This window comes from Streptomyces asoensis (assembly GCF_013085465.1).
Classification (GTDB): Bacteria; Actinomycetota; Actinomycetes; order Streptomycetales; family Streptomycetaceae; genus Streptomyces; species Streptomyces cacaoi_A.
The window spans coordinates 6070973-6084906 of record NZ_CP049838.1; the positions used below are offsets into that span (position 1 = coordinate 6070973).

Consider the following 13934-nt stretch of genomic DNA (forward strand, 5'->3'; position numbering starts at 1 on the left):
TCACTCGAACGGGTGTCGTGATCCGGGATCTCCGTTCGGCACCGGCTCGTTCTACGGATTGCGAGGGCAGAACTCGGCGGCGAGCAGGGCCGGTTCGAGGGCGGGGTCTGCGATCGCCGTCGTGTTCACCCGAAACGTGAGGACACGCCGACCGTCGACGGTGGCCGCGGTGCGCACGTAGCTTCCGGAGATCCGGCCGTTGTGCCCCCACACCGTGACGCCGCACGGGAGCTTCGCGGGGAACAGGCCCATGCCGTACGAGCCGTGTGCGGTACGGGTGTCGAGCATCTCGCGCAGCCGGCGCGGGGGCAGCAGTTCGCCGCCGAGCAGCGCCGCGTAGAAGCGGTCCAGGTCGGTGAGCGTGGTCACCAGCTCGCCCGCGGCCCCGGCCACCCGCGGGTCGAGTTCGGTGACGTCGGTCCCGTCCGGGTCGTAGGCACGGCCGTGCGGGGAGGGCAGAGAGGTCCGGGAGCCGGGGAAGGAGGTGCCCGTCAGACGCAGGGGAGAGATGATCCGCCGCTCCGCCTCCGTGGCGTACGAGCGGCCGGTGACCTGCTCGACCACCAGGCCGAGCAGGACGTAGTTGGTGTTGGAGTAGGCGAAGCGGCCGCGGTCGGCCGGAGGGTGGGTGACAGCGATACGGACGGCTTGAAGCGGGAGGACGGGGACGGTGCCCTCGGTGTCCCGGGTGAAGTCGTACAGGCCACTGGTGTGGGTGAGCAGGGAACGCAGGGTCAGCGCGCGCCCGTCGTTGCCCGCCCCGCGCACCAGGCCCGGCAGGTGCGACTCCACCGTGTCGGACAGCGACAGCCTGTGCTCGGCGGCCAGTTGGAGCACGACGGTCGCGAGGAAGGTCTTCGTGACACTTCCGGCCCGGAAGTGGTCGGACCGGGAGATGCCCGGGCCCGCCTCCGCGTAGCGGGTGCCGCTCTCCTCACGGGCCAGCAGGGCGGCGGCGGGCGCCTTGCCCCGGGTGAGGAGCAGCGGGAGGAGGGAGTCCGTGGGCGGTACGGGGGCCGCCTGTGATCCGGTCGCGAACAGGCCGAGGAGCGCGAGGGCCACGGGTATGGCCACCATGCTCCGAAGCGGTCGCATCACGGCTCCTCCTTTCTTCTCTCCTCCCCCGGCAGGCTCATCATCCAGGGCCCGTCGTGCCTCACTTCATCCGGTCCCGGCCCCACGAAAGGGGCTCGTGGGGCTCCGTGGCCGGAGCGTGCTGCACCTTCTGGCCGGAATGCACCGCTCCTGAGTGCGGTCGGGAGGGGGTGAGGGGCACCCTGGGCGTCGGGCACTTGTCGGGTGAGGGACAATGGAGGCTCTGTCAGGGCGGGTTGCATGAGGGGACGCATGTCGGAGGCGGAGCGGGCGGGAGCATCCCGTCAGGACAAGAGCGCACGTCTCCTCGCCGGGCGGTACCGGCTGGGAGACGTACTCGGCCGCGGCGGCATGGGGACGGTGTGGCGCGCCGAGGACGAGACCCTCGGACGCACGGTCGCCGTCAAGGAGCTGCGGTTCCCGGGGAACATCGACGAGGACGAGAAGCGCCGGCTGATCACGCGGACGCTGCGCGAGGCCAAGGCCATCGCGCGGATCCGCAACAACAGCGCGGTGACGGTCTTCGACGTGGTCGAGGAGGACGACCGGCCGTGGATCGTGATGGAACTCGTCGAGGGCAAGTCGCTCGCCGAGGTCATCCGTGAGGACGGCGTGCTGGAGCCCAAGCGTGCGGCGGAGGTCGGGCTGGCCATTCTCGACGTGCTGCGGTCGGCGCACCGCGAGGGCATCCTGCACCGTGACGTGAAGCCGTCGAACGTGCTGATCGCCGAGGACGGCCGGGTGGTGCTCACCGACTTCGGCATCGCGCAGGTCGAGGGCGATCCGTCGATCACCTCCACCGGCATGCTCGTCGGCGCGCCCTCGTACATCTCCCCGGAGCGGGCCCGCGGTCACAAGCCGGGGCCGGCGGCCGACCTGTGGTCGCTCGGCGGTCTGCTGTACGCGGCGGTCGAGGGCTCGCCCCCGTACGACAAGGGCTCGGCGATCGCCACGCTCACCGCGGTGATGACCGAGCAGTTGGAGGAGCCGAAGAACGCGGGTCCGCTGAGGGACGTCATCTACGGCCTGCTCACGAAGGATCCCGCACGGCGGCTCGACGACGCCGGTGCGCGGGCGATGTTCAACGCGGTGCTGCACGCGCCCGAGCCGCGGCACGCCGAGCCGGCGGACGCGACGAAGGTCGTGCCGTTGCCGGCGCTGCCGGACGCCGCCGGAGGCAGGGGTGGTTCGGCGGGCGCGGAGGCGGGCGAGAAGCTGCGCGGCGCGTTCCGGTCCGTGCGCAAGGCCGCCGTCGCGGCGGGCGCCGCGACCTCGGCGGCCGCGGCCCGCGCCAAGTCGGCGAACGGCACGAGCGCTTCCGGTTCCGTGGGCGCGCCCGAGGCGCAGAAGAGCGAGGCGTACAAGGGCGAGGCGCGGAAGGGTGGTGCGGCCCGGGGTACCGGGGCCGCCGCTTCCGCCGCCGCGCCGTCCGCCGCCCCGCCCGCGGCCCCGGCCTCCCGGGCTACGACGGGGTCGGCGTCGACCTCGGCGCCCGGGCCGACGTCCAGGCCGACGTCCAGGCCGGTGTCCGGTGCGGCGCGGCCGTCCGCGTCCGTACCGGCGGCTCGTTCCGGTTCCGGTTCCGGTTCGGGCACAGGTGCAGGCGTCGGCGCGGGTGCTGGTGCCGGTGCTGGTTCCGGGGGCAATGGCGGGGGTGCCGGGCGGAGTTCCGGGTGGCCCGTGATGACGCCGCCGGATCTGCCGCCGCGGTCCGTGCCCAGGGCTCCGCTGACCGATGTGGTGCCCAAGCGGACGCTGGTGATCATTGCCGTGGTCGTGGCGCTCGCGGTGCTCGGTACCGTGCTGGCCCTCACCCTCGGCGGCGGCGACGACACCGCCGGCGGTGCCAAGGGCGGCGCCGGTTCCGGGGCGGTGGCCGGCGGGAGCGCGAGCGCGAGCGCCGACACCAAGGAGGACGAGGACAGCGGGACCCGTACGGACGGGTCGTCGTCCTCACAGCCCGCCGCGTCCTCCGCTTCCGCGTCGGGCGACACCTCCGCGGCCGGGGGCGCCGGATCCGGCGTCACCGCGTCCGGGGACAGCAAGGCGGTGACGACGCACAAGGGCGGTCAGGGGTACTCGATCGGGCTGCCCACGGGGTGGAAGTACCAGTCCGCGGGCTCCGCGGGGGACCGTTTCACCGGGCCCGACGGACAGAAGCTGCTCGTCGCCTGGACGACCACGCCCAAGGACGACCCCGTCGCCGACTGGAACAACCAGGAGCGTGGCATGAAGCGCTCGCAGTACAAGAAGATCCGAATAGAGAAGGCGGACTACCGCGGTTGGAACACCGCCGACTGGGAGTTCACCTATACGGACGGCGGGACGGCGTACCGCACCATCGACCGCGGGTTCGTCGTGAACGACAGTCTCGGGTACGCGCTGATGTACACGGCCAAGTCCGCCGCATGGGGTACCGACCTGCGGCAGACCACCTGGACGACGCTGACGGACACGTTCACGCCCAAGAAGTAGCGGGCCGCCGAGTAGCCGTGTTCGGGCGTGAGATCTGGCATCCCCTCTTTGCGGGTTGCCTCCGGCACGTATCGTGAGTGCTTGCGGACCGTACGCATCCAGCTATACGGCCGGATACGGCTGTAACGGCACGCAACGCGAACGGAATTGACCGACCGGGCGGCCGGGGGAGGCAACGTGGACGACTACGCGGGTCGAGTACTCGTCGACCGCTACCGCCTGCCGTTGCCGCCCTCCGACGAGTACGAACTCACCGAGACGCGCGCCTTCGACACCTATAGCGGGCAGGAAGTCCTGGTCCGCCAGGTGCCGTTGCCGGAGGTGGTCGAGGCCGAGGTGCTCGACGCGGAGGGGTTGCCCGAGGGCTTCACGGCGCGCGAACGCGGGGCACGGCGACCGAGGCCCCGGGGCGTGGGCGTGGGTGAGGGGACGCGACGGCCCGCCGACCCCGTCGTCCGGCGTGCCCTGGAGGCGGCGCAGGCGACGGCGAGCATTCCCGACCATCCGCGGCTCGACCAGGTCTTCGACGTGTTCGCCGAGGGCGGCTCGCTGTGGATAGTGAGTGAACTGGTGGCCGCGCGGCCGCTGGCGGCACTGCTCGCCGAGAAGCCCCTGACGCCGTACCGGGCGGCCGAGGTCGCCTCCGACGTGCTCATGGCACTGCGGGTGCTGCACGGTCACGGCTGGGTGCACCGGAACATCACGGCGCGCACGGTCCTCGTCTGCGACGACGGGCGGGTCATGCTGACCGGCCTGGCGGTCGGCGCGGCGGAAGAGGCGCTGTGCGGGTACGACCCGGTGCCGGCCCCGGACGCGGCGGAGCGTGAGCAGGGCGCGGCGGGCCGGGAGAACGGAGGCGCGGGCCATGGCGGGAGCGTCGTCGGGCCCCGGGCTTCCGCGAGTCCGCCTCGACAGGACGGCCCGGGCGCTCTCGCCGGCCCCGCCGGTCCCGCCGGCCCCGGTGGTTCTGGTGGCTTCGCTGGTTCTGGGGGTTCCGTCGAGGCCGGCTCCGGCTCAAGTGGGGGTGGGCTCGGTGCCGGTGCGGTCGATCCCGAGGCCGCGCGGCGGGCCGCGATAGAGGCGCGGGCGTCCGGGGCGTTGCCGGTGCCGGCGGGTGAGCCGTCCGGTGGCGGCGGGGCGTCCGGGGCGGTGGCCCGCAGGGCGCCGATCGAGACCGGCGGAGACATCAGGGCCGCGCGCGCCGGGGCGATCGCCGCGTACCGCGCGGGAGCGCGGGCGGCGGCCCGGGTGCAGGAGGCCCAGGAGGCCCAGCAGAACGGACGCGCGGCCCTGCCCGGCGCGCGTACCCCGGCCGATGACGGCCACGGCATCCCGGGAGGCAATCCCCCCGGGCAGATCGCCGACCCCTACGGCGTCTCGGGCGCGCCCGTGCCCGGCCCTGCCGGGTACGGCCAGGGACAGCCCGCTCACGTCCACACCGCCGGTTCCGGTCCCGGCGGCGCACCGTATGCCGCCCCTCCGGCGTCGCACCCGCCGCTCATGCCCGTCCCCGGCACTCAGGTCCCCGTGCAGGGGCAGGGCCAGGGGCCGTCGGGTGAGGTGCGGGGCGGGGCCCGGTGGGACGAGCTGGTCGCCGGGGCGCCCGGGAGCGTCGCGCGGCGCGGGCCCGCCACCGCGTTGGCCGCCGAGCGGGCGCGTCAGGCGCGGATGGCCGTGGTCGGTCCGGTCACCGAGCGGTGGGCGCCCGAGCAGGCCGGGCCGGTGCACGAGAACTGGCAGCTGGCCGCGCCGATCGGTCCCGCGACCGACCTGTGGGCGCTGGGCGCGCTGCTTTTCCGGGCCGTACAGGGGCATGCGCCCTACCCGGAGGAGTCGACGGCCGAGCTGGTGCAGATGGTGTGCGCCGAGCCGCCGGCCTTCGCCGAGGAGTGCGGACCGCTCAGGCCGGTCGTGGAGTCGCTGCTGCGCCAGGACCCGACCGAGCGCCTCGGCTACGAGGAACTGCGGGGCTGGTTGCGCTCGCTGGTGCGGTCCGCGCCGGAGCCGGAGGCGGGCACGTATGTCGTCGCCGCGCCGCCGACCGATCCGCGTCGGCTGCCGATCGTCCGCCGCCGGGGCGAACTGGTGCGCAGACGGCGTGCCGGTCTGCCCGCCACCCACGGGCGGCACAAACGCGGCCGGCCGGAGACGAGCGGTTCGCCCCGCAGCCTGGGCCGCACCCTGCTGGTGCTGATATTGCTCCTGCTGGCCGGGGCGATCGCGTACGCCCTGCTGTTCATGCCCAAGGCGGACGAGGAGGGCGCGGCCGGTACGGACGGCTCCCAGCGGACCGGGGCCACCGGGACACCGGGCGGCCAGGCCCCCGAGGCGAGCAGCGAACCCCGGCCCGACCAGACCTCGCCGGGCACCGGCGCCTCCCCGTCCTCCGCGTCCTCGGGAGCGGAGGCCACCCAGACGCAGACCGGCGGGGCCGGGACGGACGTCGCCGACGGGTTCACCGTTCGCGCGGACGACGCCGGCTTCCGGGTCGCCGTGGCCAACGGCTGGGACCGCACCCCGAAGAACGGGCGCGGCCAGGTCGTGTACGCGCACGGCGACTTCGAGCTGATCGTCGTACCCGGCCGCGACAGCGCGTCGTCGAACGGCAGCGACCCGATGGTCTACCAGCGGGAGAAGGAGAGCGAGCTCCAGCCGTACCGTGACTCCAGCTGGGCGACGGCCTCCGGGCTGCGCACGACGACGGTGGGCACGCGGACCATGGCCGAGGGGCAGTTCACCTGGACCGACGGCGACGGGCGGGCGCTGTACGTCCGCAATGTCGCGATCCTCATCTCGGGGCGGTACCACATCGTGCAGGTCAGGGGGCCGGAGGCTGAGCGGGACGAGGTCACCCGGCTGTTCGAGCAGGCGTCGGCCACCTACCAGTACACCGGCTGAGCGCCCGTCCGGCCCCTCCCGGTCCCGCCCCGGTTCCGTTTGGTTCACTCCTGGCCGTGGAAGCGACAACCGTCACAGTGCTGTCACCTTGGCACCCCGCCGGTTCCCCGGGAGCTGCCCGGTCTTTAGGCTGGCGAGGTCAAGAGCATTGCGGGGCAACGTGAATCAGATGCAGGGCCTGCTCCTGGCGGGTCGCTACCGGCTCGCCGACGCCATCGGGAGCGGCGGTATGGGCCGGGTGTGGCGTGCGCACGACGAGCTGCTCCACCGGGCCGTCGCCATCAAGGAGTTGACGGCGGCGCTCTATGTCGCGGAGGGCGACCAGGCCGTTTTGCTGGCGCGGACCAGGGCGGAGGCCCGTGCGGCCGCGCGGATCAACCACTCCGCCGTGGTCACCGTGCACGACGTGCTCGAGCACGACGGCCGCCCGTGGATCGTGATGGAGCTCGTCGAGGGCCGCTCGCTGGCCGACGCCGTCAAGGAGGACGGGCGGGTCGAGCCCACCGAGGCGGCCCGGATCGGTCTGTGGGTGCTGCGTGCCCTGCGCGCCGCGCACTCCGCCGGAGTCCTGCACCGTGACGTCAAACCCGGCAACGTGCTGCTCTCGCACGACGGCCGGGTCCTCCTCACCGACTTCGGCATCGCCCAGATCGAGGGCGACAGCACCATCACCCGGACCGGGGAGGTCGTCGGCTCGGTCGACTACCTGGCCCCCGAGCGGGTGCGCGGCCAGGACCCCGGCCCGTCCTCCGACCTGTGGGCGCTGGGCGCGACGCTGTACACGGCGGTCGAGGGACGGTCGCCGTTCCGGCGCACCTCGCCGCTGACCACCCTTCAGGCCGTCGTCGAGGAGGAGGCCGCCGACCCCGGGTACGCCGGCCCGCTCGGCCCCGTCATCACCGCCCTGCTGCGCAAGGACCCGGCCACCCGTCCCGACACCGCCGAGACCGAGCAGCTCCTCGCGGAGGCGGCAGAGGGCCGGCGCCCCGACGGGGCGCAGGCGTACGTGCCGACGCAGTACGGAGGGCCCGACCGGGCCTCGGGCGATCGCCACCCCGCGGGGCACCCGCTGTCCCACCCGACGGCCGGCACCGCGTACGTTCCGGTGGCGCCGGAGGCGGCGACGCCCGTACCCGGTCACCCCGTGACCGCGGCGACCGCCGTGGGGCCGACGCACATCGGTGGGGGCCCGGACACGCGGCCGTCCCGGCAGTCCCAGCCGCCTCGGCGCCGTCGTCGGGTGCTGGCGCTCGTGGTCGTCCTCGCCGCGCTGGTCGGCGGGGGTACGGCGGTGGCGTGGCAGAAGTGGGACGAGGGGCGGCAGGACACCGGCGGGTCCGCGTCCACCTCGCCGAGCCCGAGCACCCCCGCAGGGACGAGCACCCCCGGCGAGCAGGGCGCCGACTCCTGGCAGGAGATCAACGACCCGCTGGGCTTCGGGCTCTCGCTCCCCAAGGGCTGGGAGCGGGAGGTGTACCAGGACGACGGCGACCTCAAGCAGATCGACTACACCCCCGACGGCGGCGAGCACTTCATCCGTATCGCCCTCGACAAGTCCCCCGACTTCAGCGACCCGTACGCGCACCAGGTCGACCTCGAGCAGCAGCTCAAGCGGCTGGTCGCCTACAACCGGGTCACCCTGGAGAGGAACGTCTACCGGGACCGGGACGGCTCCGAGTGGGAGTACACCTGGACCGCGCTGGCGAAGGACACGGACTTCCCCGGGCCGCGCCGCGCGATCGAGGAGACGTACGTGGCCCGTGACGGATCCGAGTACGTGATCTACATGTCCTCGCCCGCCGAGGACTGGACCGAGGCGGCCAAGCAGTTCAAGTCCGTACTACAGAGCTGGCGGGAGCCGACTTCGTAGAGTTCCGCCCGTCCCGGTAGTTGGCCGGACGGCGCCCCGGAGGCGTGACGTCCGGTGGGGCATGATGAGCCCATGGGGACCGAGGGGACCGAGGGGAGCGGGGACGGCGTACGGGTCATCGCGGGCCGTTACCGGCTGGACGCGAGGCTCGGGCGCGGGGGCATGGGGGTCGTGTGGGGCGCCACCGACCAGCTGCTGGGACGGCGTGTCGCCGTCAAGGAGCTGACCCGGGACGACACGCTCTCCGACGAGGAGGCGCGAGGCCGCCGTGACCGGACACTGCGCGAGGCCCGCGCGGTGGCCCAGTTGAGCCACCCGCACATCATCGTCGTGCACGACGTCGTCGAGGACGGCGAACGCCCGTACATCGTGATGGAGTTGATCGACGGCGGCTCGCTCGCCGACCGGATCGCCGCGCGGGGTCCGATCGAGCCGGCCGAGGCGGCCCGGATCGGCATCGCCCTGCTCGGGGCCCTGCGCGCCGCGCACGCGGCCGGGGTCCTGCACCGGGACATCAAGCCCGCCAACGTCCTGCTCGAAGGCGACAGCGACCGCGTCGTCCTCACCGACTTCGGCATCGCGCAGGTCGCGGGCGCCACCACGCTCACCGAGACCGGGTCGTTCGTCGGCTCGCCCGAGTACACCGCGCCGGAGCGGATGTCCGGGACGCGGACCGGCGCGGAGGCCGACCTGTGGTCGCTGGGCGCGCTGCTGTGCACGGCGCTGAGCGGCGAATCCCCCTTCCGGCGCGACTCGTTGGGCGGCATCCTGCACGCCGTCGTCTTCGCCGAGATCCGGACACCCGCGCAGGCCGAGCCGCTGCTGCCCGTCGTGCGGGGGCTGTTGGAGCGCGATCCGGACCGGCGGCTGGGCGCCGCGGAGGCGGAGCGGCTGCTGCGCGCCTACCTGGACACCGGGTGTACGCCCACGCCGGTGTCGTCGGGGTACACGCCGACCCAGGCGGACCTGCCCCGGCCGCGGTGGGAGCCACCGGCCCGGGAGCGCTCCACGCGGGGTGTGCTCGTGGCCGCGCTGCTGGTCGCCGCGATGGCGGGGGCGGGCGTGTCGGCGGCGGCGCTGCTGCTGAACGGTGACGGCGACGGCGGGCGCACACCCACGAGTTCGGCGCCGGGGTTCTCCGCGAGCGGCTCGACGAGCCCCACGCCCACCGGGACCCCCTCGGCCACCCGTTCCCCGTCCGGTTCCAGCACGTCACCCACGTCGTCCCGGCCCTCCCCGTCCGCTTCCCCCGCCTCGGACGACCGTCCCGGTACGCCCACCGCCCCCTCCGGCTACCGCGTGGCGGTGGATCCCGCCGGGTTCTCGCTCGCCGTGCCGGAGGACTTCACGCGCCTGCCGCAGGGCGAGCGGGTCTTCTACATGTCCCCGGGGCAGGTCTTCCGGCTCGGCATCAAGGTCGCCGCCGCACCACCCGGCGGCCCGCTCGCCGTGATGGAGTCCGCCGCCGCCAAGGGCCCGGACACCAACCCGGGTTACCACGACGGCCGGGTCACCGAGACCGGTCACGGCGGGCGCCCCGCCGCCCTCTGGGAGTTCACCTGGAACGGTTTCACCGCGGCGGAGGGGCCCCGGCACACGTATGACCTGTGCTGGGAGGAGGGCGGGCTGCTGTACGACGTGTGGGTGTCGGCGCCGGTCGGGAAGGTGCGGGAGGCGCGGGAGTACTTCGACGTCGCGGTCGACACGTTCGCCGTATCGACCTAAACGGGAGATAAGGAACGTTGCGCGTCACGGGTCTGTGACCGGTGGGCGGCGCCGGTGGATACCGGCCTGCCTGGCGCGATATGGATGGACCCATGAGTTTCGACGGGGGCGCCGGCCACGAGGCCGACGAGACGACGAGTTTTGTTCTCCAGCCGCCCAGGCCGGCGCCGCAGCAGGCCGCGGTGCCCGTCCAGGTCGCCCCGCCGCAGGAGCCGGGCGTCGGGCGGCTCATCGCGGGACGCTACCGGCTGCTCGCCAAGCTCGGGCACGGCGGCATGGGCACGGTGTGGCGCGCCAAGGACGAGACGGTGGACCGCGAGGTCGCCGTCAAGGAACCCCGCGTACCGGACCACCTTCCCGAACGTGAACGGGCCAACGCGTTCGAGCGGATGCGCCGCGAGGCGCGGGCCGCCGCCAGGCTGGACCACCCGGCCGTGGTGAACGTGCACGACGTGGCGGTCGTCGACGGCCGGCCGTGGATCGTGATGGAGCTGGTCCACGGACGCTCGCTCGGCGACGCCCTCCAGGAGGGCACGCTCAGCGCTCGCGAGGCGGCCAGGGTCGGCCTGGAGGTGCTCGGCGCGCTGGAGGCCGCGCACGCGGCGGGCATCCTGCACCGGGACGTGAAGCCGGACAACATCCTCCTCGGCCGCCACGACCGGATCGTCCTCACGGACTTCGGCATCGCCCAGATCGAGGGCGAGACGAACCTGACCGACACCGGCGGCATCGTCGGCTCGCCCGAGTACATCGCCCCCGAGCGGGTGCTGGGCCAGCGACCCGGCCCGGCCGCCGACCTGTGGTCCCTGGGCGTGGTGCTGTACGCGGCGACGGAGGGCGTCTCGCCGTTCCGCCGCAGCAACACCCCGGCCACGCTCCAGTCCGTACTCAACGCGGTGCCCGCGCCGCCCGCCGCCGCCCAGGGTCCGCTCGCCGAGGCCGTCAACGGACTGCTGGAGAAGGACCCGGCGCGCCGCCCGGCCGCCGCACGGGTACGGGCCCTGCTGGAGGCCGCCGCGAACCCGCCCGCGCCTCAGCCCACCCAGGTCGTGCGGCAGGTCGAAGTCCCGCGCGCCCGGCGCAGGTTCGGCCGCGCGGTGTGGACCGGGCTCGGCGCGGCGGTCGTCGCGGCGGCGGTGACGGCGTACCTGGTGGTCGCCGACCCGTTCGCCGGGCCGCTGCCCGACGACTGGAAGACGCCCCACGTGAAGGACGTCACCGCGAAGGTGGCGGTCCCCGACAGCTACAAGCAGGGCCTCCCCGACCGGGAGTCGGACGACAGCCACTGGGTCAGCTACACCGACCCGAGCGGCGCCATCTCGGTGGTGCTGTCGGTGGCCCGCAAGGCGGAGGACACCGGCAAGGAGATCAAGGCGTCCGCCGCAGCCGAGATGTACGCCGACGACGGCGACTTCAAGGAGAACGGCAGCTACAACCTCGACATGCCGAAGTCCCCGAAGACCCAGCCCGACGACAACACCACGTTCCACGAGCAGAAGGCCGCCGGGAACACCGTCAGCTACACCACCGACGACACCCAGGACCCCCGCCCGCGCGAGCTGCGGATCCTCTACTACAAGTCCGCCGCCGGCGACATGTACCGGCTCACCATCGCCTACCCGGGCGCGGGCGACTTCACGGCGCGGGGCCGCGAGGTGGCCCGCACCGCGATCGCCAACCTGGACCTCGACAAGCTCTAGGCCGGTACCTGAGGGCGTGCGAGACGGCGGCCCGAGTGCAGCAGCTGCTTCTGCCTCGACCCCGGACTCGCGACGACTCAGCGTGCCGGGATCCTTGAACGGGCAGTGGAAGGCAGGGAGTCGGTGATACCTGCGCGCTTCGCCGGGCAGGGCGCGGTGGAGGTGCGACGGCTGGAAACGGGACGGTTCGCCCTGGGCAGGTGAGGGCGCCGGAGATCGTGGTAGTCATGGAGGCATGAGCAACGACGGGGGCCCCGGCGGCGCCGAAAGCCGGACGGTGGGCGGGCGCTACCGGCTGCTGGAACGTATCGGCTCCGGCGGGATGGGCACCGTCTGGCGGGCCCGCGACGAACTCATGGAACGCGAGGTCGCCGTCAAGCAGCCCCGGTTGCCCGGTGATCCCGAGGACGACTTCCACCGCCGGGCCGCCCACCGCCTCCACCGCGAGGCCAGGGCCGCCGCCCGCGTCGACCACCCCTCCGCCGTCGCCATCCACGACGTCGTGGTGGAGGAGGGGACGGGCGCCGACGCCGAGGGCGGCCTCCCCTGGATCGTCATGGAGTTGGTCCGCGGCGAGTCCCTGCACGAGGTGCTGAAGCGCGGCCCCCTCGAGCCGGCCGAGGCCGCCCGGATCGGCCTCGCCGTCCTGGGCGCCCTGCGTGCCGCGCACGCCGTCGGCATCGTCCACCGGGACGTGAAGCCCGCCAACGTCCTGGTCGGCCCTCACGGCCGGGTCGTCCTCACCGACTTCGGCATCGCCCATATCCAGGGCGAGGAATCCCTCACCGTCAGCGGCGAGTTCGTCGGCTCGCTGGAGTTCGTCGCGCCCGAGCGGATGTCCGGACGGGGCGGCGGCCCCGCCTCCGACCTCTGGTCCCTGGGCGTCCTGCTGTACGCGGCCGTCGAGGGCTGGTCCCCGTTCCGCCGTACGACGGTGGAGTCCACGCTCGCCGCGATCATCGCCGCGGACCCCCCGGAGCCCAAACAGGCCGGCCCGCTCGGCCCGCTCGTCGTACGGCTCCTGGTACGCGACCCGGTACAGCGGCCCGACCCGGCGGAGGTCGCCGAGATCCTCGCGGCGGTCACAGAGGGCCGACCGGTCCCGGCCCCGGCCGGGGAGCGCGGGGAGGACACGGAGGCCGTGGAGCGCGGGGAGCGCGGGGAGCACGGGGAGTACAGGACAGGAGAAGCGGAGAAGGCGGAGAGGGCGGAAGAAGCGGCTAAGGCGCCAGAAGAGGAGAAGACGGAGGACGAGGAGAAGGCGGAGGAGGCCGAGCCTCAGGACGTTCGGGCCTTACAGGAGTTCGGCGAGGACGCGGGAACGGTGCGAGTGGGGGCGGCGCGGCGGGACCCGGCGCAACCGAGCGCACCGCCGACGGCGACCGACCGCCCCGGACCACAGCCCGACCCGGCCTCGGCCTCGGCCTCGGCTCCCGCCTCGGCCCCGGCCCCGGCCACCGAGCCCGGGTCGGTCGGCGCGGGCCGCGTCCGGCGGTCACTGAGGCGTCGCTCGCCGGTTCTGGCCGTGCTCGGCGGGCTGCTCGTCGGCGGTACCTGGTGGGGCAGCGCCTGGCTCGGCGGGGCCGACAGCGGAGCGGGGGAGCGGCCGGTGACCTACGCCGGCTCGGCGTCGACGGAACCGTCCGCCTCCGCCGTCACGGGGGCGCGGTGGGTCGCTCACCGCGAGGCCGGACTGGACGCCGTCCTCTCCCTCCCGAGCCGGTACCGGCAGTCGGCCCGGCAGGGTGGCGCGGACCAGCAGCCGCGCCTGGTGGTCTACTCGGCGGGCTCGGTCGACGTACGCCTCACCCTGTGGGACCAGGCGCCCGCCGCCCCGATGGCCAGGGCGGCCCAGGCGCACGAGACCTGGAACGGCTACGCCCTGGACGCGCGCACCCAGACCACCCGCAGCAGCTTCCACGGCGACGAGGCCGCCCTCGCCGACACCACCTACGGTCTGGACGCCACCCCGACCCGTGTCATGGAACTGTTCGTCCTCACCGCCGACGCCCGCATGTACGAGCTGCGCGTCGACATGCCCAAGGGGACGCCGGAGGAGAAGCAGGGCACGGCGGTGTTCAAGGAGGCGCGCGACCGCCTGGAGATCGGTAAATGACCGGGCACAACGTCCTGATCAGCAGGTTTGTTGCCAGTGAACGCTGGCGCCATGT

Annotated in this window: 7 protein-coding genes; 6 read left to right on the plus strand and 1 reads right to left on the minus strand. The window is 73.8% G+C overall.

From position 1 onward, the window contains the following. Window positions 1–51: 51 nt before the first annotated feature. Complete coding sequence (locus G9272_RS27330; RefSeq protein ID WP_171398973.1) at window positions 52–1095, minus strand: serine hydrolase domain-containing protein; 1044 nt, start codon at window positions 1093–1095, stop codon at window positions 52–54. A 252-nt stretch (window positions 1096–1347) separates the two neighbouring features. Between G9272_RS27330 and G9272_RS46430 the strand changes: the two genes are divergently transcribed. The 6 genes from G9272_RS46430 (at window position 1348) to G9272_RS27360 (ending at window position 13879) form a co-directional block, all read left to right on the plus strand. Continuing rightward, entirely contained in the window at window positions 1348–3570 is a 2223-nt protein-coding gene (locus G9272_RS46430; RefSeq protein ID WP_171398974.1) for a serine/threonine-protein kinase, read from the plus strand. Between the two features lie 177 nt (window positions 3571–3747). Then, window positions 3748–6468: a protein kinase gene (locus tag G9272_RS27340; RefSeq protein ID WP_216377833.1), complete on the plus strand. Its 2721-nt coding sequence runs from the start codon at window positions 3748–3750 to the stop codon at window positions 6466–6468. A 169-nt stretch (window positions 6469–6637) separates the two neighbouring features. Continuing rightward, window positions 6638–8338, plus strand: a complete 1701-nt coding sequence (locus G9272_RS27345) for a serine/threonine protein kinase (RefSeq protein WP_171398976.1) — start codon at window positions 6638–6640, stop codon at window positions 8336–8338. A 72-nt stretch (window positions 8339–8410) separates the two neighbouring features. Then, window positions 8411–10063, plus strand: coding sequence for a serine/threonine-protein kinase (locus G9272_RS27350; RefSeq protein WP_171398977.1), 1653 nt, complete (start codon window positions 8411–8413; stop codon window positions 10061–10063). Between the two features lie 92 nt (window positions 10064–10155). Continuing rightward, window positions 10156–11763 carry a serine/threonine-protein kinase gene (locus G9272_RS27355; RefSeq protein WP_171398978.1) on the plus strand — a complete coding sequence of 536 codons (1608 nt, stop codon included), beginning with the start codon at window positions 10156–10158 and terminating at the stop codon, window positions 11761–11763. Between the two features lie 235 nt (window positions 11764–11998). Beyond that, window positions 11999–13879: a serine/threonine-protein kinase gene (locus G9272_RS27360; protein WP_171398979.1), complete on the plus strand. Its 1881-nt coding sequence runs from the start codon at window positions 11999–12001 to the stop codon at window positions 13877–13879. Window positions 13880–13934 lie beyond the last annotated feature (55 nt).